The 23849-nt window shown below is 54.5% G+C and carries 20 protein-coding genes, 1 tRNA gene and 1 pseudogene; 13 read left to right on the forward strand and 9 right to left on the reverse strand.

Annotated features, from left to right (window positions below; genetic code table 11):
* Nucleotides 1-22: 22 nt before the first annotated feature.
* The 9 genes and pseudogenes from IBT46_RS01170 to IBT46_RS01210 all read left to right on the forward strand — a co-directional run bounded on the left by IBT46_RS01170 (nucleotide 23) and on the right by IBT46_RS01210 (nucleotide 8396).
* Nucleotides 23-316, forward strand: coding sequence for a DUF1778 domain-containing protein (locus IBT46_RS01170; RefSeq protein ID WP_200543296.1), 294 nt, complete (start codon nucleotides 23-25; stop codon nucleotides 314-316).
* Nucleotides 313-807 (forward strand): GNAT family N-acetyltransferase, encoded by a 495-nt coding sequence (locus IBT46_RS01175; RefSeq protein ID WP_200543298.1) that lies wholly within the window; start codon nucleotides 313-315, stop codon nucleotides 805-807. The genes IBT46_RS01170 and IBT46_RS01175 overlap by 4 nt, the downstream gene beginning before the upstream one ends.
* Before the next feature lie 182 nt (nucleotides 808-989).
* Nucleotides 990-3497 (forward strand): TonB-dependent receptor, encoded by a 2508-nt coding sequence (locus IBT46_RS01180; protein ID WP_200543300.1) that lies wholly within the window; start codon nucleotides 990-992, stop codon nucleotides 3495-3497.
* Nucleotides 3498-3657: 160 nt separating this feature from the next.
* A complete protein-coding gene (locus IBT46_RS01185) occupies nucleotides 3658-4170 on the forward strand; it encodes a sigma-70 family RNA polymerase sigma factor (protein WP_105592123.1) in 513 nt (170 codons plus the stop codon).
* Between the two features lie 20 nt (nucleotides 4171-4190).
* Nucleotides 4191-5099 carry a DUF4880 domain-containing protein gene (locus tag IBT46_RS01190; protein WP_200543302.1) on the forward strand — a complete coding sequence of 303 codons (909 nt, stop codon included), beginning with the start codon at nucleotides 4191-4193 and terminating at the stop codon, nucleotides 5097-5099.
* A gap of 211 nt (nucleotides 5100-5310) precedes the next feature.
* Nucleotides 5311-6126, forward strand: a complete 816-nt coding sequence (locus IBT46_RS01195) for a TonB family protein (RefSeq protein WP_200543304.1) — start codon at nucleotides 5311-5313, stop codon at nucleotides 6124-6126.
* Between the two features lie 231 nt (nucleotides 6127-6357).
* Nucleotides 6358-6875 (forward strand): annotated as a pseudogene (locus IBT46_RS01200) (transposase); the annotation flags it as partial.
* 134 nt (nucleotides 6876-7009) lie between these two features.
* Entirely contained in the window at nucleotides 7010-8140 is a 1131-nt protein-coding gene (locus IBT46_RS01205; RefSeq protein ID WP_200543306.1) for a PAAR domain-containing protein, read from the forward strand.
* Nucleotides 8124-8396: a hypothetical protein gene (locus IBT46_RS01210; RefSeq protein WP_200543308.1), complete on the forward strand. Its 273-nt coding sequence runs from the start codon at nucleotides 8124-8126 to the stop codon at nucleotides 8394-8396. Before IBT46_RS01205 ends, IBT46_RS01210 begins: the two co-directional genes overlap by 17 nt.
* A gap of 377 nt (nucleotides 8397-8773) precedes the next feature.
* Here IBT46_RS01210 and IBT46_RS01215 read toward each other — a convergent pair.
* The 5 genes from IBT46_RS01215 to aspA all read right to left on the reverse strand — a co-directional run bounded on the left by IBT46_RS01215 (nucleotide 8774) and on the right by aspA (nucleotide 14505).
* Nucleotides 8774-8849: transfer RNA gene (locus IBT46_RS01215), tRNA-Phe, on the reverse strand.
* A 110-nt stretch (nucleotides 8850-8959) separates the two neighbouring features.
* Nucleotides 8960-9538, reverse strand: a complete 579-nt coding sequence (locus tag IBT46_RS01220) for a transcriptional regulator (protein ID WP_105592118.1) — start codon at nucleotides 9536-9538, stop codon at nucleotides 8960-8962.
* A gap of 64 nt (nucleotides 9539-9602) precedes the next feature.
* The gene (locus IBT46_RS01225; RefSeq protein WP_234479892.1) at nucleotides 9603-11471 is read right to left on the reverse strand and encodes a protein-disulfide reductase DsbD; all 1869 of its coding nucleotides are present in this window, start codon (nucleotides 11469-11471) and stop codon (nucleotides 9603-9605) included.
* Between the two features lie 178 nt (nucleotides 11472-11649).
* A complete protein-coding gene (locus IBT46_RS01230; RefSeq protein ID WP_200543312.1) occupies nucleotides 11650-12951 on the reverse strand; it encodes an anaerobic C4-dicarboxylate transporter in 1302 nt (433 codons plus the stop codon).
* Nucleotides 12952-13074: 123 nt separating this feature from the next.
* Entirely contained in the window at nucleotides 13075-14505 is a 1431-nt protein-coding gene (gene aspA / locus IBT46_RS01235) for an aspartate ammonia-lyase (protein ID WP_200543314.1), read from the reverse strand.
* A gap of 458 nt (nucleotides 14506-14963) precedes the next feature.
* On the opposite strand from aspA, the gene IBT46_RS01240 reads away from it, so the two are divergent.
* The 3 genes from IBT46_RS01240 to groL all read left to right on the forward strand — a co-directional run bounded on the left by IBT46_RS01240 (nucleotide 14964) and on the right by groL (nucleotide 17640).
* The gene (locus IBT46_RS01240) at nucleotides 14964-15425 is read left to right on the forward strand and encodes an FxsA family protein (RefSeq protein WP_105592114.1); all 462 of its coding nucleotides are present in this window, start codon (nucleotides 14964-14966) and stop codon (nucleotides 15423-15425) included.
* A 227-nt stretch (nucleotides 15426-15652) separates the two neighbouring features.
* Nucleotides 15653-15946 carry a co-chaperone GroES gene (locus IBT46_RS01245; protein ID WP_105592113.1) on the forward strand — a complete coding sequence of 98 codons (294 nt, stop codon included), beginning with the start codon at nucleotides 15653-15655 and terminating at the stop codon, nucleotides 15944-15946.
* Nucleotides 15947-15993: 47 nt separating this feature from the next.
* A complete protein-coding gene (gene groL / locus IBT46_RS01250; RefSeq protein WP_105592112.1) occupies nucleotides 15994-17640 on the forward strand; it encodes a chaperonin GroEL in 1647 nt (548 codons plus the stop codon).
* 97 nt (nucleotides 17641-17737) lie between these two features.
* Here groL and IBT46_RS01255 read toward each other — a convergent pair whose 3' ends face one another.
* The 3 genes from IBT46_RS01255 to IBT46_RS01265 form a co-directional block, all read right to left on the reverse strand.
* Nucleotides 17738-20161 (reverse strand): fimbria/pilus outer membrane usher protein, encoded by a 2424-nt coding sequence (locus tag IBT46_RS01255; protein ID WP_200543323.1) that lies wholly within the window; start codon nucleotides 20159-20161, stop codon nucleotides 17738-17740.
* Nucleotides 20162-20208: 47 nt separating this feature from the next.
* Nucleotides 20209-20910: a fimbria/pilus chaperone family protein gene (locus IBT46_RS01260; protein WP_200543325.1), complete on the reverse strand. Its 702-nt coding sequence runs from the start codon at nucleotides 20908-20910 to the stop codon at nucleotides 20209-20211.
* A gap of 68 nt (nucleotides 20911-20978) precedes the next feature.
* A complete protein-coding gene (locus tag IBT46_RS01265; protein WP_200543327.1) occupies nucleotides 20979-21638 on the reverse strand; it encodes a hypothetical protein in 660 nt (219 codons plus the stop codon).
* Nucleotides 21639-22330: 692 nt separating this feature from the next.
* On the opposite strand from IBT46_RS01265, the gene IBT46_RS01270 reads away from it, so the two are divergent.
* On the forward strand, nucleotides 22331-22675 hold the full coding sequence (locus IBT46_RS01270; protein WP_105592107.1) for a DUF4156 domain-containing protein: 345 nt from the start codon (nucleotides 22331-22333) through the stop codon (nucleotides 22673-22675).
* Nucleotides 22676-22815: 140 nt separating this feature from the next.
* Here the strand turns inward: IBT46_RS01270 and epmB are convergent, their stop codons facing one another.
* On the reverse strand, nucleotides 22816-23844 hold the full coding sequence (gene epmB / locus IBT46_RS01275; protein WP_200543329.1) for an EF-P beta-lysylation protein EpmB: 1029 nt from the start codon (nucleotides 23842-23844) through the stop codon (nucleotides 22816-22818).
* Nucleotides 23845-23849: the final 5 nt, after the last annotated feature.

The following is a 23849-nucleotide window of genomic DNA, read 5'->3' on the forward strand; positions in this document are numbered from 1 at the left end:
TAAGTATGGCGGAGATAACATTATGCCCGTAACGAACAGTGCTTCTGTCAAACGCGAAACATTGAATTTGCGCATCAAGCCCGCCGAGCGGGATCTCATCGATCGTGCGGCAAAAGCCAAGGGAAAAAATCGCACCGATTTTGTTCTTGAGGCTGCTCGTGCCGCCGCGGAGGAAGCGTTAATCGATCGGCGGATCATCATGGCAGATCCAGACGCTTATCAGGCTTTTCTTACCCGATTGGATCAGGCTCCTGCTGCGAATGACGCACTGCGAAAAACGATGCAAACCCTTGCCCCGTGGGAAAAGAAAGAATGATATCTGCACCCGAGCCGCTCCACGCCGAACATCTGCTGTCTGCATTTTGTTGTGGCGTGGAGTCCATGGATAACTGGCTAAAACAGCGGGCGATGAAAAATCAGGTCACTGGCGCATCACGTACTTTCGTCAGCTGTGATGGTTTAAACGTGCTGGCGTATTATTCATTGGCCTCCAGTGCCGTAATGACGAATGCCGCTCCCGGACGATTTCGCCGTAATATGCCCGATCCCATCCCCGTCGTTGTGCTGGGCCGTTTGGCGGTGGATAAATCATTACACGGCCAGGGGGTTGGCAGGGCGCTGGTGCGCGATGCCGGGCTAAGGGTCATTCAGGTAGCAGATACGATCGGCATCAGAGGAATGATGGTACATGCGCTGTCTGATGAAGCGCGTACATTTTACCTGAGAGTAGGATTTGAGCCTTCACCAATAGACCCAATGATGTTGATGGTGACGCTGGGGGATTTGACAGGGAGTTTATCGATTTAAATTACAGGTTCCGATTTTTATGCATTGTGATTCTCTTTTTGGCATATCTCTCTCCTCAGAATGAAAGAGGATAGATAGCGCAGCCCGTTCCCCGACTAATTTTCTTTTTTTTCTGCCCGATTTCTTTCCTCGCGTGACCTCTTTGATGAGCTTTCGATTCAATACCTTCAGGGAACCGCTTAATGACCATAAAAAATACAGTCCGCCCGACGCGCGCGGGGGCCGCCTCTGCCCGTAGTCGCCTTGCTATCGCCATCACCGGCCTGCTGGCCGCCACCGCCGTCGTGCCCGCTGGCGCGCTGGCACAGTCCGCTACGCTGCAGCAGCCCGCAGCGCAGACCTTCTCGGTTCCTGCCGGGGATCTGGCGGGGGCGCTGCGCAGCGCCGCTGGCCAGGCGGGCGTCATCCTGATTTTCACCCCGGAGCAGACCCGCGGGAAAAGCAGCGCCGGCGTGCGCGGCAGCTACGGTGTTGAGCAGGCGCTGGACATCCTGTTGGCAGGGAGCGGCCTGCGCGCTGAACAGACCGACAGCGGCTACCGGCTGGTCGACAGCGCGGCGGAACAGGCTCTCGCCATTCCAGAGCTGTCGGTGGTCGCCGGGCTGTCCGACAGTACCGCCGCCGGGCGCTCCACGCTTGACCAGCAGGATATCGACCGCATCCAGGCCGACAACGTTGCCAGCCTGCTCGACAAGCTGCCGGGTGTGTCGATGGCCGGTTCGCCTCGTCCGGGTGGGCAGAGCCTGAATATCTGGGGCATGGGCGACATGGAAGACGTTAAGGTGGTACTGGACGGCGCGCCGAAGGGCTTCGAAAAGTATCGCCAGGGTTCGGTCTTTATTGAGCCGGAGCTGCTGAAGCGCGTGAGCGTCGACAAGGGCCCGCATAATATTCAGAACGCCAACGGCGGCTTCGGCGGCACCATCACGATGGAAACCAAAGACGCCGGTGATATGCTGCGTCCGGGAGAAGATCTCGGCGGTATGCTGAAATACAGCTACCACACCAACGATCGCCAGGGCATTTACAGCGGCGCGCTGTACGGCCGCAGCGAGGAGGGATTTGCCGACGGCCTGCTGTACGCCAGCCGCCGCGACGGCGGTAACATCAAGCGCCCGGACGGCACGCGCTTCGCCTATTCTGAGAACGACCAGACCTCCTACCTGCTGAAAACTAACCTCTATCTGACCGATTCGCAGACCCTGACCCTCTCGGCGATGCGTTCTGAATCCGACGGCTGGCAGCCGTTTGCCGCCAAACGCGACGATATCGCCGCACCGAGCCAGGCGAACATCGACCGCTACGGCTATGAGGAGGCCTGGCGCCGCATTCTGGTCTACCGCGACCAGAAGGACAGCAACTACTCGGCGAAGTGGAACCTTGCCCCGGAGTCACAGCCGCTGGTCAATCTGACCGTGGCGCTGGCCTATTCGAAAACCGAGCAGCATGACCGGCGGCCTGACTCCGCCTCGCAGTCCAGCTATCTCGGCACGCTGGGCAACGAGAGCTGGGTCAGCTATACCGACCGCCAGCTGGACGTCAGCAACGTGAGCGAGTTCAGCAGCGGGCCGCTGGAGCACAAGCTGCTGATCGGCACGCAGCTGCATAAGCACGACCGCGATACGCTGATGTACTATCCGTCCGGCGCGACCAACGCCAGCTACAACTATGGTTACTTCCAGCCTTACTATATGCCAGCGGGTAAACAGGAGACGCGTAGCGTCTATCTACAGGATGCGGTGAGCTACGGCGACCTGACGATCACCCCTGGCCTGCGCTACGACCATGTCACCAACACCGGGCGGCCGAACCTTGCGCCGCGCTATAACGACAGCGATCCGCTGGCCGGCCACGACTACAGCAGCGTGACCTACACCGGCTGGTCGCCGCACCTCGGCACCATCTGGAAGGCGACGCGTAACGTCTCGCTGTTTGCCGACGTCAGCCGCACCTGGCGCGCGCCGGTGATCGACGAGCAGTATGAAGTGCAGTCCGCCGCTTCCAGCGTGCCGGGCACCAGCCGCAATCTGCAGGTGGAGCGCATTACCGGCATCCGGCTGGGCGCGGTGCTTGACTTCAACGACCTGCTGCTGGACAAGGACAGCTTGCAGATCCGCACCACCCTGTTCCGTAACCGTGGAAAGAACGAGATCTTCTACCGCCGCGGCGTGCTGTGCGAAGAGGGCAGCTGCGGCCAGCCGCTCTCCAACTACCGCAACCTGCCGGGCTACACCATTGAAGGGTTCGAGGTTGAGTCGTTCTACGACAGCGAAAGCGTGTTCGGCAGCCTGTCGCTGTCATCGATTCGCGGTAAGCGCGACGGCTCACCGCGCGACCCGTGGGGTAATGAAACATGGATCGCCGAAATCCCGCCGACGACCGCACACGCGATGCTCGGCCTGAAAGTGCCGCGTGCCAATCTGGCCTTCGGCGTAACCGGCGACTTCGTACGTAAGCAGGACCGCTCGCCGGTGGATGGCGATCCTCAGGCGGCGGTGTGGGCGTTGCCGAAAACCTCCGGCTATGCGCTGTACGGCCTGTTCGCTTCGTGGGAGCCAAACTTCTGGCGCGGTCTTGAGGCGCGGGTCACCGTCGATAACCTGCTGAACCACAACTACTATCCGTACCTCGGCGAATCGGTTTCCGGCGTCGGGCGCAACTTCAAGTTCAGCGTCAGCCAGCGTTTCTAATCCTTCCTCCCAGCGGGGGCCGCAGTGGCCCCCGCACCGCACGTGTGGCCGCACAACGCGGTAAAACGCGTTAAAATTCAGCAATAACTTGACACGCCATTTACATTATCTAAATAATAATGATTGTTATTTTCACTATCATTACTATCGGGTGTTTTGCATGGCGAGGAAACAGAGCGCAGCGTCCCACGGTTTTGCCGAACAGCTCTACCTTGAGCATCACAGCTGGCTGTGCAGCTGGCTGCGCAACAGGGTCAGCTGCGCGTCCCATGCGGAAGATCTGGCACAGGATACCTTTATGGGCATCCTGCTCAGCCCGCAGCTGTTAACGATCCGCGAGCCGCGCCCGTTCCTGGCGACGGTGGCACGCCGCCTGGTCGCCAACTTCTACCGCCGTAAAAAAATTGAAGAACACTACCTGCAGGCGCTCGCCGAGCTGCCGGAAGAGGCGATCCCCTCGCCGGAAGTGCGTCAGCAGGCGATTGAAATGCTGGAGCAGCTTGACCGGGCGCTGGACGGGCTGCCGCCGCACGTGCGCGAAGCGTTCCTGCTGGCGCACCTACAGGGCATGCGCTACAGCGACATTGCAGAACGCCTGCGCGTCTCAACCAGCTCGGTGAAACAGTACCTACAGCGTGCCAACCTGCACTGCTTCTTTGCGCTCTCTGCGTGATAACGGCGGAGGGGGGCGCGATGGCCGAAGAGATTGACCCGCAGAGCGCACGCGAGGCAGTGGCGTGGCTGACGCAGCTGATGTCGGAAGAGGCGAGCGGCGAGGATAAGGACGGCTGGCAGCGCTGGCTGGCGGCCAGCCCGGAAAACGTGCGGGCCTGGCAGCATATCAGCCGCTTCTCTTCGCAGTTCTCGCAGCTGAACGGCGAAGCGGCGCACCGCAGCCTGTCGACGGTCGCTAACCCGCAGCGGCGTCGGCTGCTGCGCTGCGCTGCCGGCGTTGGTCTGATCGGCGCGGTCGGCGCAGGGGGGCTGCCCTGGCGATCGTGGCAGGCCGACTACCGCACGGCGATCGGCGAGCAGCAGCGGGTCACGCTGAGCGACGGCACCGATCTGCTGCTGAACACGCAGACCGCGGTGAACGTCAGCCTGCCGCAGCTCAGCCTGCTGCAGGGCGAAATGCTGGTCGCCTCGCCGCGCAACGGCATGCCGCTGCAGCTGTCGCTGCCGCAGGGCAGCGTGCAGTCGCACAACAGCCGGTTCAGCCTGCGGCTGCATGACGACTATAGCGAGCTTGCGGTCTATCACGGCCAGCTCAGCGTCATGCCTCTGGATGGCCAGCGCACCACCCTCAACGCGGGCTACGGCGGTCGGTTGAATCTCAGCGGTTTCCACGAGGTGGGCAGGGTCAGCGGGGAACCCGGCTGGCAGCAGGGAATGCTGTACGCCGACAATATGCGACTGGATGACTTTCTCGCCGAGCTGGCGCGCTACCGTCGCGGCGTAATCCGCTGCGGTCAGCAGGTCGCAGGCCTGCGGCTGTCGGGTGCCTTCCCGCTCGCTGACACCGATCGGATTATTGCCTCGCTGCCAGGCACGCTGCCGGTTCAGGTCAGCTCGCTATCGAAATACTTCATCAGCATCTCATAGTCGACTATTAACAGACGAATACGCTTAAAAAGAGTGATGTTAATATTCGAAGTAGAATATAAAACTACAGTGAAGACAATTTAAGATAAATAACCCCATAATTCATCGCAGTTCTGCCCGTTTCTCTCCGTTCGGGTGACCTCAGGGTAATCCCCCGATTGTTTTCAGGCATATCGGGCACCTTTTACGGCCAATCCGGGTACTGCTGCTTATGATCGCTCACTCCGTCCTTCCCTCCAGCCCGCTTCCCGCACCGCAGCGGCAGCGCCGTCGGGCCGCGGCCGGGCTGCTTACCCTGGCGCTGCACGGCACGCTGCTGCTGTGGTTGAGCTACCGTGCGGCCCCGCCGCCGCCGCTGCCTGCCGCTCAGCCGATGCTGCTGCTGGCGGTTGCCGAGCAGGCCGAATCGGTGCCGAACAGCGAGAAAAGGCCGACCGGCGTGCGCCAGGTGCAGGCGATCGCCGCGCAGGCTGAGCCAACCCGGCAGGCCGCGCCGCAGTTGACGGAGGCACCCGACGCCCTGATTCACCGCACAACCGCCGCCGCACAGCCTGACAAAACCCCGGTGGAGAAGCAGAAACCCCCGAAGCGTCCGGTGGAAAAGGCACCGCCGAACCCGCCTTCCCTCGCAGCGGCCGCGCCGGATACCAGCGCGCCGCCGCCGATGGCGGGCAAAACCGTTGCCGCCCCGCGTAGCCAGGCCGCTGCCCAGCCCAGCCGCAACGCTTCGGCGTGGAGCGGCGAACTGCTGGCGCATCTCAGCCGCTACAAGCGCTACCCGGCGATCGCGCTGCGCCAGCAGCGGCAGGGCGTGGCGCAGATTAGCATTACCCTCGATCGCCAGGGCAGGGTGCTGGCGGTGAAGCTGTTGCGCTCGAGCGGCGTCAGCTCGCTGGATCGGGAAACCACTGAGCTACCGCTGCGCGCATCGCCGGTGCCGCCGCCACCGCCGGAGATGGTCGTCGGCATGGCCGAGATCAGCATCAGCCTTCCGGTGCGCTTCGATCTGCGCGAAGCGCGAAAATAGTCTACAGCGCCGACGACGTAGCCCGTCGGCGCTGCTGATTTTCCCCTTCAGACCGTGAAAATCACCACTGACTTCCGCCAACAGGGCCGGTTTTTTTCGGGTGCTGGGGATACTTACACTCTTAGGTCTTCAACGTGTTGATCGTGCCGCTGAGTCATCTTGACCTGCTCCCCGTTGATTAATACACCCTGATGTTAGTAATGTCTTCATAAGCCACATGAGGGCATCCCCATGAAGAAGCATTTTTCCGACGAACAGATCATCAGTATCCTCCGCAAGGCTGAAGCCGGGGTTTCTACCCGTGAGCACTGCCGTAAGCACGCCAAATCCGACGCCACCTTCTACACCTTGCATAAGAAGTATGGCGGTATGGAGGTTCCCGAGGTTAAACACCTGAAGTAGCTTCAGGAAGAAAATGCCAGACTCAAGAAGCTGCTTGCCGAAGCCATGCTGGATAGGGAGGGACTTCAGGTGGCTCCGGAGCGAAAGTACTGACGACAGACCAGAAGCGGGAAGCCGTCGAGTTTATGTGCGATGCGACCGGTCTGTCGCAACATTGTGCCTGCAGGCTTACAGGTTTGTCCCTGTCGACCTGCAGCTATGATTCTCAGTGTCCGGCAGCTGATGCGCATTTATCAGTGCGCATCCTTGAGCTGGCACGTGAGCGCAGGCGTTTTGGCTATCGCTGCATCTGGCAGTTACTGCGCCGCGAAGGCCTTCACGTTAATCACAAGTGCGTGTACCGCCTTAACAGTGAAAACTAAGCGACACTCAACTTAACCGTGCTCATACCCTGAGTTCATTACGTTTGTGCATTTACTCACCACAGCCAAAAGCCTACACTTTCTGTATGGGTTTACAAATAACATAAGGATGAAGATGAATGGCTATTGGTCACTACTTATTCAGGGGGGATAAAACCGTTTGCGGTGGTCGAATTATTGAAGGATGTCCCGATCACCAACACTTTGATAGAGACATGGCCTGCGAAGGCCATCAAGTTACCTGTGGTAAACATGCCGGTAGATTTCGCATTGTGGGAGGTCTTGAAAACGACGACATACATGGAAAAAGGATTGCCGGGACATTGCACAGCCGTAGCTCTTGTCCTTGCAAATCACGTTTTATTCCTTCCATCTTTGATACTTACGAATTTTCTAGAGAGCCAGCGAAAAACAATATGGCTCAATTTCACTCGTTTGAATTTCCCGTACTCCCCGGTCCAATTGCAAATCCTGAAATGAATAATTTTGCTGACATCTGTAAGCCAGAACATAACCCGTTATTGAACGGTGTTTACATTTGGACTGAAACCAGCGACGCAGGACACGCTTTCGTATCCGTTCATCAGGGTAATTCTATTTATCTCTATACTTATGGTCGCTACGGCAGAACAGGTCCAGGTAATTTAACGGGTGATGGGATTTTAAACTTTCTGCAAGGTGAAGATGCGAGGGTTTACTATAGAGCGGAACTGTACCGTATGGGCGCAAGAGTATTTCGAATAGATGACGCTGACCCGATGAAAACGAGACAGTTCTTTGAAGATCTTTGGAACAAAGGTAAGCCAGCAATTCGAACATCGGAGATGAAAGAAACAACTCAGCGAAGAGGTCGCACTATCGATGAGTACGACGTAACGGGAAATAACTGTACCACTCACTCTGTTGAAGGGATCAAGTTTGCTGGTTCAAAAGTATTCGAGCATAACTACACGTCCATCACGACGCAGATTCCTATCGAATCTGAAGAGGATTTCACGATCCCTGTCTCGTTGCAGCGTTATCTTGGGTCAAAAAGCTCTGACTTCTCATCAATGACAGTAATTGAAATGACGGAAGAGTTTAAAAAAATATACCCCAACAAGGACAATTTACTGCGATATCAAGAGTCACCAAAAGGTAAAATTCAGCATATTGCTGCCGAAGCCGCCGCTACCGGTGATTCATTATCACAATATTCCAGTGGTACGTTTGGTGGTGTATTAGGTGGTTCTTATGACATTGACGAGTAGAACTAAAACCATTCTCCGATGGGGAGGGATTTGCATTGTTAGCTTAGGCTACTTCCTCGGTCTGTTTATCGCCTCACAAGCATTCGAGGTCTTCTCAGAAAACCAGAACCTTGTCTCAAACCCTGTTCCATTGAATGAGTATTACCAAGCTGTTGATTCACTTGCTCAAGCTACAAATGCCGTTTTTGATGCGGCGATTTACGGTTTCGTAATAGGTGTACCTCTTATCCTGATTATCTTCAAAAAGGTGAGATAAGCGCCAAAGGCTGAAGATATTTAGCCTTTCCCCTAATTTCAGACAATTGAACCCATAAACCCCTGTTAGTGGGTGAAATTGTAACGAGACTGGAGTGCCGCCGTTCCGGCAGATATTTGCAGCCCTCACACGGCGAGGCCTTTTTTAAAGCAACCAGAGATGAGGGAATTAGTTTACTCATGGTTACCACGTGATGAGGTCAGGGGTAATTATTTTTCACCAACGAAAAAAAAGGCATCAGCGTAAACTGATACCCTTTCTTGAAGGTTTAAAACATTCAACCTTCGATGATGCAAATGCACTCACCGTTGCTTTGAACACCACCTTCATTCAGACACCCGTTAGAAAACTAACTTCTAACCAGTATGCTTTAAATTTGGTGCCCGAACCCGGAATCGAACCAGGGACACGGGGATTTTCAATCCCCTGCTCTACCGACTGAGCTATTCGGGCAACGGGGCGCATTAAACCGTAATGGCCGTTCGGCGTCAACGGCTTTGTCATAAAAAATACCTAAATCCCCGCTGACTGCCTGCTTTTTGCTCTGATGGTGCAAAAGCTGCTCAGGAAAGCGCACCGTTCTTACGGCACATTGCAATGGCGAGAACATCTTCGGCCAGTCTGCGGGCGGTTTCAACGTCCTGCACCTGACGTTTCACCAGCAGGCGCGACAGGCAGCCTTCCAGAATTAATTCCATCTGATGGGCGACCAGCGTGGAGTTCTCCGCTCCCAGCGTATCGAGCAGCTCGTGGGTGTACTGCCAGGAGGCTTTCTTTTGCTGTTCGGCAAGCTGGTGGATCGGATGGTCGGCCTGCGGATAGAAGCTACAGGCGGCAATAAACAGGCAGCCGGGATAGCGCTGGTTATTCACCGCATCGGCCAGCACCTGATAGCGCGCCAGCAGCTTTTGACCGGCGCTGAGCTCATCATCCAGCAGCAGCTTGCGCCGCCAGATATCAATCTGCTCGCCGTGATAGCGCAGGGCGTCATACAGCAACGCTTCGCGATCGGGCCAGAAGCGTTTAATCTCTTCTTCGGAGCAATCCAGCTCTCCAACCAGCATGGTAAGAGAGGTTGTTGCCGCCAATCCGTATTTCTCGAGGATATTCAGGGCATGCTCGAGTACCTGTTCACGCTGCAATTGGCTCTCCTTTTCTGTTCCGGTCTGGCATCGCAACGGATGCGCAATAAGGCTTTAGTGTTGTTTATGGTGTCACTTTCTGCAAATGCTGGCGGAAATCATCCGCTTTCATAAAGCCGGTGACGCGTGAGCCAGGGATCTCGTGACCATTGGCATCGAAAAACAGGATGGTGGGTAGCCCCAGCACCTGCAAATGCTGCAACAGCGCGCTGTCCGTGCTGCTGTTGCGGGTCACATCGGCCTGCAGCAGCTGCACTTTACCGAGGGCTGACTGCACCTGCGTATCGCTAAAGGTATATTTCTCAAACTCTTTGCATGCCACGCACCAGTCTGCGTACAGGTCCAGCATCGTGATTTTGCCACGGCTGGCCTGAAGCTTCTGGTCGAGCTGTGCCGCGCTGCTGATGCGTTGGAAGTTAAGGTGTGCGGCCTCAGTACTGGCTGCCTGAGTGCCGAACGCCCAGTCCTGCAACGGACGTGCGGCAATCAGCATCGCCGCCAGCAGGATCACCTGGAGTACGCGCAGCCAGCCCCGGCTGCTTTTCAGGCTGCTGATAAACGCCCAGCCAAAGAAAGCGACACCGAGCAGGCTCCACAGACGCAGCCCCCAGACATCGCCGATGACCCGCTCCAGCAGGAACACCGGCAGGGCAAGGATCACGAAGCCGAAGCCTTCTTTAACCGTTTGCATCCACGGGCCACTCTTCGGCAGCAGGCGGTTGCCAAACAGCGTAATGGCGATCAGCGGCAGGCCCATGCCCAGCGCATAAAGGTAGAGCGTACCGGCTCCCGCCAGCATATTGCCGCTCTGGGCGATATACAGCAGGATCGCGCTCAGCGGCGCGGTGGTGCAGGGGGAACAGATTAGCCCGGCCAGCGCGCCCATCAGGAACACGCCGGGTAGCGATCCGCCCTGCTGGCGATTGCTCCACAGAGTCAGCCGGGTTTGCAGAGTGGAAGGCAGCTGTAGTGTGAACAGGCCGAACATCGACAGAGCGAGCACGATAAACAGCACAGACAGGCCAATAAGCACGGCCGGGGCCTGAAGCGCCGCCTGGAAACGCAGCCCGGCGGCGGCAACGACAATACCCATCACCGTATAGGTCAGCGCCATGCCCTGAACGTAAATCATCGCCAGCATAAACAGGCGGCACAGACTGAATTTACGATTGCCGCCGAGAATGATGCCGGAAATCAGCGGGTACATCGGCAGTACGCAGGGCGTAAAGGCCACGCCGATGCCAATCAGCAACGCCCACAGCGGTGAGAACGGCAGCGAGGATGATTCTTCCGCAGGCGTTGCGGCAGGTGGCGCGTTGCTGACGGCGACCGCTGACTGGTTATCGGCTGCAACCGGCGACGCTTCAATAGCGGACGAGTTACTGGCTGCGGCAGGTGAAGCTTCAGCAGGCGGCGGGTTGTTGGCTACGGCAGGTGAGTCTTCCACTGGTGGCGCTGTGACTGATGCGCCCGGCGCGGACGCGGGTTCCTGCCCGAAGACAGCGCTAAGCGGCACGCTGCGGGTTTCCGGTGGATAGCAGAATCCAACGGCGGCGCAGCCCTGATAGGTAACGGTGAGCTGCGCTCCGCTGCTCGCCTGCTGGATGGTGAACGGCAGCGTCAGGTTTTCCGGGTAGATTTCGGTTTTACCGTAGAACTCATCCTCATGCGGTTTGCCGGCAGGCAGTTCCCACTGCGCCAGCGTGGCGTTTTGCACGCTGATATGCATCTGCTGACGATAGAGGTAGTAGCCGGGTTTGATCTGCCAGCGGAGAGTAAGCTGGTTTTCCTGCTGGCTGAAGTCAAAAGCAAAAGCCTGATTAACCGGCACAAACTGGCTGTTACTGCCCTGGCCGAAAAGCGATGCACTGGCACTAACGCTGAACAGGGTACACAGCAGCAGTAAAAAAGAAGTCAAAAGTCGTGGGATCATAACGGGCGTTGGCTCTCTCCATTTGGGGCTGAGACAGACCGGAAAGCGGTGCTGTCGGCTATTCCTTGTACGGCAAGCGCAGATAATAGCATGGCAAGTCGGGGATGGCTTTTCAGGATGAAGTTGAGAGCGTGATAGCGGGCCGCAGACGATGGCGTGCGGCCCGCTGCTGGCCTGGCTACAGCACTAAATGCCCAATCAGGAAGCCAAACGCCACGGAGAGCATAATCGCCAGGGTCCCGGGGATCAGGAAGGAGTGGTTGAAGACGAAGCGGCCAATGCGCGTGGAGCCGGTATCGTCCATCTCAACGGCAGCAAGCAGGGTTGGGTAGGTCGGCAGCACGAACAGCGCGGACACCGCAGCGAAGGAGGCGACTGCCGTGACCGGCGATACGCCGAGCATCAGGGCGGCAGGCATCAGCGCCTTGGTGGTGGCCGCCTGGGAGTAGAGCAGCGTGGAGGCGAAAAACAGCACGATAGCCAGCATCCACGGATAGCTGTCCAGCAGCTCACCGGCAACGCTCTGGATCTCGCCGATGTGTGCTTTAACAAACGTATCCCCCAGCCAGGCAACGCCCATCACGCAGACGCAGGCGCTCATGCCGGATTTGAAGGTGCTGGCGCTAAGGATTTCACCGGTGTCCACCTTGCAGGTCAGGCAGATCAGTGTGGCGACGGTCAGCATAAACACCACGATTGCTTCGTTGCGCGGCAGGACCGGATTCTGGATCAGGCCAACGGCGTCGCTAATGGCCGTGGCGTAGAACACCACCGCCACGATGCCGACTAAAAACAGCAGGACGGAGAGCTTCGCGCCGGGCTTTTCTTCAAACTTACTGGCACCGCGCAGCGTGACTTCGCCCTTCGCCAGTCGTGCCTGGTAAACCGGATCGTCTTTCAGCTCCTTACCGAGGAAGTTGGTCACCAGCGCCGCGACAAAAATAGCCGCCATCGTTGAGGGAATCGCCACCGCCAGCAGCCCGAGATAGCTAACGCCTTTCGGCTCCAGCAGCGCGGCCAGAAACACCACGGCGGCGGAAATAGGAGAAGCGGTAATCGCAATTTGCGAGGCGACTACGGCAATCGAAAGCGGGCGGGAAGGGCGCACGCCCTGCTCTTTCGCCACCTCGGCAATCACCGGCAGGGTGGAAAACGCCGTGTGGCCGGTACCCGCCAGCAGCGTCATGCCGTAGGTGACCAGCGGAGCCAGAAAGGTGATGTAGCGCGGGTGCTTACGCAGCAGGCGCTCGGCCAGATTGACGAGGTAATCCATCCCGCCGGCGATCTGCATGGCGGCAATGGCGGCAATCACCCCCATAATAATTTCAATCACGTCAAAGGGGATGGCACCGGGTTTTATCTGGAACCCCAGGGTGAGTACCAGCACGCCTAAACCCCCGGCAAAACCAATACCGATCCCGCCCAGCCGGGAACCCAGGTAGATAGCCAGCAGGACAACGACAAGCTCGGGTAGCAACATCTATGTGCTCCTTAAATTACTGATAATAAGTTGTTAATGATTTGTAGACCGTGGAAAGTAAAAAGGCACGTCGTTCGCTGAACTGACGTGCCTTAAAAGGGCTATCGGGTAAATCGCTTATTGTTAGTTTTCATCGGTGTAGCGTTTTGCTTTGTAAACCGGGAACATCAGGTTCTGGGTAGAGAAAATGTCATCCAGCTCGCTTTCGGTCAGCAGACCGCGCTCCAGCACCACTTCACGAACGCTCTTGCCGGTTTCGGCACAGATCTTACCGACGATATCGCCGTTATGGTGGCCGATATACGGGTTGAGGTAGGTGACGATCCCGATGGAGTTAAACACGTAGGCTTCGCATACCGCTTTGTTGGCGGTGATGCCGTCGACGCATTTTTCCAGCAGGTTGTAGCAGGCGTTGGTCAGGATATGCACCGATTCAAACAGCGCCTGGCCAATCACCGGCTCCATCACGTTCAGCTGCAGCTGACCCGCTTCGGACGCCATGGTGACGGTAATATCGTTGCCGATCACCTTGAAGCAGACCTGATTGACTACTTCCGGCACCACCGGGTTAACTTTGGCTGGCATGATGGAAGAACCCGCCTGCAGCTCCGGCAGGTTGATTTCATTCAGGCCGGCACGCGGACCGGAAGAGAGCAGGCGCAGGTCGTTACAGATTTTCGACAGCTTCACGGCCAGGCGCTTCAGCGAGCTGTGGACCATCACGTAGGCACCGCAGTCAGAGGTTGCTTCAATCAGATCTTCAGCCGGTACGCACGGCAGCCCGCTGACCTCGGCCAGTTTTTGCACCGCCAGCTGCTGATAGCCGTCCGGCGTATTCAGTCGGGTGCCGATCGCCGTTGCGCCCAGGTTCACTTCCAGCAGCAGTTCGGCGGTGCGCAGAATGCTTTTAATCTCTTCATTCAGCAGCACGTTAAAGGCATGGAATTCCTGGCCGAGGGTCATCGGCACCGCATCCTGTAGCTGTGTACGGCCCATTTTCAGGATGGTCTGGAATTCCACCGCTTTGCGCTGAAAACCTTCACTAAGCTGGGCAATCGCATCAAGCAGTTTGAGGATTGAGCTGTACACCGCAATGCGGAAGCCTGTTGGATAGGCGTCGTTGGTGGACTGGCATTTATTAACGTGATCGTTCGGGTTGAGGTACTGATATTCACCTTTCTGGTGGCCCATCAGCTCAAGGCCGATATTGGCCAGCACCTCATTGGTGTTCATGTTCACCGAGGTTCCTGCGCCGCCCTGATACACGTCAATGGGGAACTGATCCATGCATTTGCCGTTGTTCAGCACTTCATCACAGGCGTTGACAATCGCATTAGCAACGTTGCGTGGGATGGTTTGCAGCTCTTTATTTGCCAGCGCGGCGGCTTTTTTCACCATCACCATGCCGCGAACAAATTCAGGTATATCGCTGATTTTACTGTTACTGATGTAGAAGTTTTCAATCGCACGCAGAGTATGAACACCGTAGTAAGCATCCGCCGGAACTTCACGTATACCTAACAGATCTTCTTCGATACGAATGTTATTAGCCATGAGAACCTTCTTGTTAGAACTGCCGGGAAATCTACACAATTTAAGCGCCTGCCTTCTCTGGCAACAGGTACTGAACGTTTCGTCAGCACGGAATCGATCCTGCGTACGGTCCGTGTACAACGTAAGTCAGCAACAATAACCAGCTCGGAATCAGGTCACCGGGGATTATCGTGGCGTTAAACGCCCTGAGCCGTATTTTATCCGTTCGTGACCGCTCAGGCACGATCATATTCTGTTGCCAGTGAAAAGACTGAATCCAGATCACTTAAAGCGTGTGCCATTTCAAACATCTTCAATAATATGTGATCGTCCCGGCAAAAGATGCGGATGGATGAATTTCCACATTTACGGTTGAAAACGGGGTAGGGCGCTCCCATCTTCTATAATATCGGTCTTCAGGATCGCCATTTTCTGCCGCTCTGCCTTTAGCGGGGTGGCCACTTAAAGAGGAGAATACGGTGCGTTGGTTACCGTTCTTAGTCATCTTCGTGCTGGTCTGGATTGAGATTTCACTCTTTATTCAGGTTGCCCACGTCCTTGGGGTCTTACTCACCATGCTGCTGGTGATTTTTACCTCCTGTATCGGTATCTCGCTGGTCAAAAACCAGGGGATGAAAAACTTTATGTTAATGCAGCAGAAGCTGAATGCGGGTGAAAGCCCGGCTGCCGAAATGGTCAAAAGCGTTTCGCTGATCCTGGCGGGCTTCCTGCTGCTGATCCCCGGATTTTTCACTGACTTCCTGGGGTTGCTGCTGCTACTGCCGCCGGTGCAGAAGCACCTGACGCTGAAACTGATGCCGCATCTGCGCGTCTGGGGCGGCGGCGGAGCTAACGGCAGCAGCGGGTTTACCGTTGACGGTGAATATGAGCGTAAAGAGAATAATCTGATCGAACATGACGATCGCGACGACCGGCGTTAAGCCTGTTGTATCGTCATCTCCGGCGGCGTGGACCTGATGGTCGCGCCGTTTTTTTTATCGTCAACTGCTTGAAAAGCACGCGAACGGCGACATAAGCAAAAAAAATAATTTCCAGCCCTTGAAAGCGGGTTGTTCCGTCCTTATCTCTTCCGTCACGAGGCCAGCTTCGAGCGAAGCCCGGCATTCATCCCAAAAGACTGATTGGACTTCTCAAAGGAGAGCTATCAATGAAAATTCGTCCACTGCACGACCGTGTGATTGTTAAGCGTAAAGAAGTTGAATCTAAATCTGCAGGCGGCATCGTGCTGACCGGTTCCGCAGCGGGTAAATCCACCCGTGGCGAAGTGCTGGCTGTAGGTAACGGTCGTATCCTGGAAAGTGGCGAAGTGAAGCCGCTGGATGTGAAAGTTGGCGACGTAGTGATTTTCAACGAAGGCTACGGCGCAAAAACCGAGAAGATCGACAACGAAGAAGTTCTGATCATCTCTGAAAACGACATCCTGGCGATTGTTGAAGCGTAATTTACGCGTAACTCACTGAACCTAACGAATTTAAGGGAAATTAGAAAATGGCAGCTAAAGACGTAAAATTCGGTAATGACGCTCGCGTAAAAATGCTGCGCGGCGTGAATATCCTGGCAGATGCAGTAAAAGTTACCCTGGGCCCGAAAGGCCGTAACGTGGTTCTGGATAAATCTTTTGGTGCACCGACCATCACCAAAGATGGCGTGTCTGTAGCGCGTGAGATCGAACTGGAAGACAAGTTCGAGAACATGGGTGCTCAGATGGTGAAAGAAGTGGCTTCTAAAGCTAACGATGCAGCGGGTGACGGTACCACCACTGCGACCGTACTGGCTCAGTCTATCGTTAACGAAGGCCTGAAAGCCGTTGCCGCTGGCATGAACCCAATGGATCTGAAGCGCGGCATCGATAAAGCCGTTGTTGCAGCCGTTGAAGAGCTGAAAAAACTGTCCGTACCTTGCTCCGACTCTAAAGCTATCGCTCAGGTTGGTACCATCTCTGCTAACTCCGATGAAACCGTGGGCGAACTGATTGCTCAGGCGATGGAAAAAGTGGGCAAAGAAGGCGTTATCACCGTTGAAGAAGGCACCGGCCTGCAGGACGAGCTGGATGTGGTTGAAGGTATGCAGTTCGACCGTGGCTACCTGTCCCCGTACTTCATCAACAAGCCAGAAACCGGCGCAGTTGAGCTGGAATCTCCATTCATCCTGCTGGCTGACAAAAAAATCTCTAACATCCGTGAACTGCTGCCAGTACTGGAAGCTGTAGCGAAAGCCGGTAAACCACTGCTGATCGTTGCTGAAGATGTTGAAGGCGAAGCGCTGGCAACGCTGGTTGTTAACACCATGCGCGGCATCGTGAAAGTGGCTGCGGTTAAAGCACCTGGCTTCGGCGACCGTCGTAAAGCGATGCTGCAGGATATCGCTGTGCTGACCGGTGGTACCGTGATCTCTGAAGAGATCGGTATGGAACTGGAAAAAGCCACCCTGGAAGATCTGGGTCAGGCTAAGCGCGTTGTGATCAACAAAGACACCAGCACCATCATCGATGGTACCGGTGACGAAGCGGCGATCTCTGGCCGTGTTGCTCAGATCCGTCAGCAGATCGAAGAAGCCACTTCAGACTACGATCGTGAAAAACTGCAGGAGCGCGTAGCGAAACTGGCAGGCGGCGTTGCCGTTCTGAAAGTGGGCGCAGCAACTGAAGTTGAAATGAAAGAGAAGAAAGCACGCGTTGAAGATGCCCTGCACGCTACCCGTGCTGCGGTTGAAGAAGGCGTGGTTGCTGGTGGTGGTGTGGCGCTGGTTCGTGTGGCTTCTAAGCTGCTGGAACTGCGTGGCCAGAACGAAGACCAGAACGTGGGTATCAAAGTTGCGCTGCGCGCAATGGAAGCTCCACTGCGTCAGATCGTTTCCAACGCCGGTGAAGAGCCATCTGTTGTCACCAACGCGGTGAAAGCAGGCGAAGGTAATTACGGTTACAACGCACAGACTGAAGAATACGGCGACATGATCGACTTCGGTATCCTGGACCCAACCAAAGTAACCCGTTCTGCTCTGCAGTACGCGGCATCTGTTGCTGGCCTGATGATCACCACCGAGTGCATGGTGACCGACCTGCCAAAAGGCGACGCGCCTGATTTAGGCGGTGCTGGCGGCATGGGCGGTATGGGTGGTATGGGCGGAATGATGTAATTCCTCCGCCACTTAACCGCCTGAGTGCGGGAGAGTAGCCGCGCCCGGTAAGGTTTTCGCCTTGCCGGGCGTTTTACTTTGTACGCTATGTGGTGCGTTATTTGCAGACAAGCGCGAGCTGCTGATACAGGCTCTCCGGGTCGTCGTCGGGCGGCAACCGGTACTGAACGTCACACTGCTCGGTCGAGTGACTCACGTTGATATGTAACTGACCTTCGTTTGCTGCATTCTCTATAAACACCACACCATCATCGACTGCCTCAGCGACTATTTTCCGATCGTCCCAGACGGTACTGCCTTTTGGCAACAGCCGGCCGTCGGCTAATGATATCGTCATTAACAACCGCGTGCCTGTCAGCATAGCGACATTAACGGTTTTGACCGAACCATATGCGGGGCGAAGGGTGCGGTGCCCGTTAGAGACATCCGCATTTTTCGGAAGCCGATCGACATCAATATCAATGGTGTTATCGTGCCAGGCTGCCAGTGAGGGGATCACTGCCATCCCGCGCCAATCTGTCCAGGTGGTTCCCCCCGGAGTGTTAACGGGGATACCTGCAATCGGATTACTGAGTTTGATCAGGCCGTAGGTGCTCTGGACGGGATTGTTACTGAAGGTGATGCCCCCTTTGTGGGCGACCACGCTGCCGCTAGTGCTAACGCTGTAGTTTCGATAATGCTTGTTATCCACAAGCATATTAAAGTTCACGTTGGTATAGCGTAGGTCGTTGGAAAGTGAAGCCTGTACAGATCGGTTACGTTCGCTATGTTCTTCTTCTACGGCAAGCTGCAATTCACTCAGGCTGTTCAACGGCATGTTGACGCTGCTGCCTAGCAGGCGTCGCCGATCGTAGCTGCGATAGTAATGGCGGAAACGCTTCTCACCCAGCGGCCAGCTAAAATTAATGTTCACGCTGTTATTTTTCCTTGTGCCTCCGCTGCCGTGAGCGGCACTGGCTGTCAGCAGTAGCCCGTGGCTGAAACGTCGATTCCAGTTGATCATGTAATAACGCCAGGCCCTTTCATCGGAATACGTTGTTGACCGACTGTGGGTGAGCGACAGCGTTCCAAGCCAGTCTGTCGTCCAGCCAAGGTCCACGCTTACTTCCAGATTATCTTTGCTGTAATAGTTATCCTTACGGCTTCTGGTGCGGCTTGCGGCTTCTACTAACGTTAAAAAGCCTGCGGTATTTTTCTTTACACCCAAAGTCAGTGACAGATTATTGCCCAGATTGTGATTGCTGTAAGCACGCAGCTGGACGCTTTGATTATGCTGATAGCGATTCTGCACCAGCATTGCCTGCAGGTGGAATGACTGCCCCGTTATTGATTCAGGGCTACCGCTTACGGAAGCGGCCACGGACTGATAGTTGTCGCTAAACAGTACCCCGGAACGTAATGACCAGCGACTTAGCAGGCGCCAGTTATGGTTCATCGTCAGTATTGCCGGAACATTGCCGCTGCCAGAATAGTTTTTCAGTTTCCCCATCGCCACGCTGTACCCCTGCGGTGCCGGTTGTGAAGCTGACGCAAGCTGCGTAACGGGAACAACAAACTGGTGGGTTTCACCCTGGGTTTCAACCACCGTGACATGAAGTTCTGCATTAACATTTTGCACGGGGATATTAGTCAGATGAAACGGCCCGGCAGGTACTAAGGTGCTGTAAATCAACCGATCATATTGTCGAACTTCGACGCGGGCCTGAGGCGTGTTTGCGATACCGTCAATCTCGACTCCGCTGGCGTCAGCCTGTTCCGAGCGCATGCCATCAGGAAATAACTGCACGCCTTTCAGTAAGCCGATGGAAAAAAGCGTGTTTTGTGCCGTCACCTCACCTACCTGTACGATGCGATTCAGGCTGCCGAAAAAATGCTCCAGATAGGTTGAGTTAACCGCCGCAGTCATTTTTCCATGGTCGTCCTGAATATTTTGCTGGCTGCGCAGTAGCCAGTTGGACACATTGATGCCGCTGTAAAGCGATAACCAACTGTAGCGCTCAGTGCCATTTTTGAACGTATTCACGTTGGTGAAAGAGTTATAATTAACGTGTGCAGCTATGCCACCGGATTCTGCCGTCAGATCGTTTTGTTGTAGCCAATGCGGCGGCACCACAATACTCAGCGTCTGTGTCTCAGGCTGCCAGGCGAGGCTGGCGTCGGGCTGTTCACCAATCCAGTCGTAGCATTCTGCTACGTTACTCGCTTTGGGTGGGATTAACCCGAGGGATTCAAACATCTCAGGAGTAAAGCATACCGTCCCCCTGTCATTAGCCTGAACCTGAAACGATCCAATAAACTTACCGTTCAGAGTGATATCAACCAGATTCATACCTTTTGGTATGGCAGTTAATTCATCAAGGTTTTCCATGTTCTCAGCGATGATTCCGCGACGTTTAAGTGCCACCATGTCCCAGTTTCCTTCAGCGCCCTCTTTCTGGCTGCTGGCTTCAGCCGGTTTGGCGTAATTGAAAACAATCGCAAAGAGTAAGGTACTGGTCAAAAGTCCAGATTTTTTAATCATGCCATCCTGGGCGTTTCGTGCTGCCAAAATCCCTTTCCTCGTCACTCTTAGTGAGTGATATCCATTTCTACCATCCCGGTCTCATAACCATATTTTGACAGGGTTTCAATGCTGACTTTTTGTGTTGAGGCCAGGATTTCGGGCGTTTTCACCTGCACTTTTAAAGACTGTCCCGGCAGGATGTAGGCCTTTTCCAGCAGAGCCGTATTCTTTGAAGGTAATAGCGTGATTCTCTGTGCCAGCCTGACGACGTATTTCCCTGGATTGTTAACGGTTAACGTGTTCCCTTGTAATGACCAGACAAGCTCTTTCCACGGGGCGGGAATAATGGGTAGGCTCTTAGGATGAATAATGACCGGGATATTATGGCGGATATTCAAATCGATGGTGTTCTCATTGCCCTCTTTTTTAGGATTGATTCCTTCAAATACCACCCGCTTCAAGTGTTCTTGCTGCAGAGGTTGCTTGCTAACAAGAATAAAGCGTACACGTTGTGTTTTATGTGCTCCTACGCGCATAACTGGTTGAGTAGCGAAAAGTTTTGGCTGAGGATCGTCAGGTAAATTCAGGATTTTCACGTAGAGCAATGCTTCACGATCTTCCTGGTTATTAACGTTTATGCTTCCGCCGCCTTCCGATTCTTTAATAAATAGCATTGATGATTCAGGCTGCATAATTGCCATTAAAGGAAGTGGTGTGGAGAAAATCATTAAATAAAAGATAGTCTTAATGTAAATTCTTAATTTCATAGCGCCTCTGGTTGTAATAAATAAGGGAACCCGTGGGTTCCCCGCATTGGTATTAAAAAAAGGCGAAATTACAGGTAGACAAGATCGTAGGTCGCCTGGCCATTCAGTTCGATAGCGTCGCTGGTACCTAATTCCTTCGTTGCATTAATGAAAGGCTGGATTTTCAGATTAATTTGATGCTGACGCCCCATCTGTGGGACTAAGGTTGTGGTGGACCAGCTATACATAAAGATGCTGCTGGGATCGAGGGCGGCTCCGGAATTCATGTCATCCCAGGCCTGTCCGGAAAATGAGCTCAGGAAGTGGGCGATTCTTGAGTCATCAATCGTTCCGCTTTCCATTGAGACAGTATAGCCGCCAATAGGGGTACCGCTCTCTGTATTGCCAAAGCTAAACAACTCTTTCACATCCAAACCCGTAATTTTAACGCTTTGCGCACCTTCTGCGACATCTCTTGCTTTAAAGCCAACTCCGGTGGCTGCCGGGCAGCTAATCGACAGGCTGGCTTTCAATTCAGGTAGCGCACTGAAGTGATCTTCTGAAAGTAGACCTGGGTTGATTTTACCCATGCTCAGTGATGATGAGGTTCCACCATTGAAGCTGATATTACACGTCGGGGGAACAATTTTACCCGTAATATTCATGGTTGCCGTTGAGTTTGTCGCGTTCGCTACGTTGACGGTTGCCATCGCCGCGACAACAGAAACAAGAATTGTCATCTTTTTCATTAGTATATTCCTTTACCGGATAGATTTATAAGAATAAACGTACCACTGAAGCCGCAGATTGTTTATTCAATCCTTCGTTGTTATGGTCTTTACTTCATAACGCGATAAATGTTATACGGATTTCGTATGGAGGTCATCTATTAAAAATTAAATTTCCTTGAATGGTTTTTAATGTCGCAGCGATGCGAGTATTTGGTTTTTTTTTCTGTTTTTAAATTGAGTTTTTTTCTGTGTTCTCATGAAATATATCTGTTGTGTAACTGTTAAATGTTATTTTTATGGTGTTGTTGATTTTATGTTTCTCATTAAAGGTTTTTTTAATCAGGCTTTTTTGTGAGGTTTTTGGATTTTTATTGATTGATTTTTTTTGTTCTAACTTAGCGTTTTTTAATGGCATCCTATTCTGACTGACGTTGCGCGTTTATGGTCTTATAACGCCCCTTTTTCTCGCATCTTTTAACGAAGAATATACAGGTAGTAACCCTTGTGTGACGTTTTAATGCATGCAGGCCTGACAACCCTCGCCGGTATCCACCACGCAGTGGTACCTCATGACTGTTTTTTTTTACTGCTGAAAAGGGTATAAGTAGGTGCGCACATCGTAGCCTGAATGATGCTGTTTTCGCAGGTAAAGGATGCCTAAGGCTCACCTTACGTCTGCCTGACTCTGATGATAATAAATGGGGATTATAATGCGGATTAACTTGTTGGGACTCTCCGTTGCGGCACTGCTGCTGGCGGGCTGTAGCTCTTCTAATACTCTGAGTTCTGCGGGTGAGCGTGTGACTTTTACCGACCAGCAGCCAGCCAGCAGCTGCCAGCTTCTGGGTAACGTTACCGGCTCACAAAGTAACTGGTTCTCCGGCTCGGGTGGAGAAGGCAGCTCGCTGCGCGGTGCGGCAAACGACCTGCGCAACCGTGCGGCTGAAATGGGCGGTAACGTGATTTACGGTGCAACCAGCCCAACGCAGAATATCTGGTCAAGCTTCGCACCTCTCGACAGCAAGATGAGCGGCCAGGTGTATAAGTGCCCGTGAGCGCATTGATACATTGCGATCTGAATTGATAGTGAAAGAGGGTGGCCATGATGGCCACCCTTTTTGTTAACGGAAGATCTCTGCGCCGACGGTTGTCCCCTGTCAGACAGGGGACAGGATCGTTGCTTCTGCCGCGATAGTTACTGCTGCCGCAGCTGTAAATCGAGCGGAGTTTTACTCGGTTCGCCACCAATTTCTCGCGCCAGCGTCGGCACCAGATAGCCCGACACCATTCCCAGCAGTTCACGCACGATAGCGCGTGCCCGGTCGTCATCAACATAGAAATGTGCTGCGCCCTGAACTTTATCCAGCACGTGCAGGTAGTACGGCAGGATGCCAGTATCAAACAGCGCATTACTCAGTGCTGCCAGTGCAGGGGCATTATCGTTCACACCGCGTAGCAGCACGCTTTGATTCAGCAGCGTGACTCCTGCCCGCTTCAGCATGCGCATACCGTGACGCAGGTCATCGTCAATTTCCTGCGCGTGGTTAATATGGCTCACCAGCAGCGTTTGCAAACGCGATTGCGCCAGGCGCTGACAAAGCGCTTCGGTAATGCGCCGTGGGATGACTACCGGCAGACGGCTGTGAATGCGCAGACGCTTAATATGCGGAATGCTTTCCAGTTCGCCGATTAACCAGTCCAGTTCGTGATCTTTCGCCATCAAAGGATCGCCGCCGGAGAAAATAATCTCATCCAGTTCTGGCTGCTGTCGGATATACTCGAGCGCCTGCTGCCAGTTGCGCTTATTACCCTGATTATCTTCGTAGGGGAAATGGCGGCGGAAGCAGTACCGGCAGTTGACGGCACAGCCGCCTTTGACCAGCAACAGCGCACGATTTCGATATTTATGTAACAGACCCGGCACCACGCTGCTCTGCTCATCCAGCGGATCGGTACTGTAACCTGGCGCATCAACAAACTCCTGCTGCGAGGTGATCACCTGTAGCAGCAGGGGGTCCTGCGGATCGCCCTTGCGCATGCGCGCAGCAAACGCTCTTGGCACCCTGAGTGCGAAAAGCCGGCGTGCGCCATGGCCTGAAGCGAGTTCAGGGTCATTCTGCAACGCTAAAAGTTGCAGTAATTCATCGGGATCGGTGATTACATCGGCAAGTTGATGCAACCAATCTTCTCGTGCAGGGGTATTTAGGGTTACAATGTGTGCCATTTTTT

This window comes from Erwinia sp. S38, from assembly GCF_016624545.1.
GTDB classification, from domain to species: domain Bacteria; phylum Pseudomonadota; class Gammaproteobacteria; order Enterobacterales; family Enterobacteriaceae; genus Erwinia; species Erwinia coffeiphila.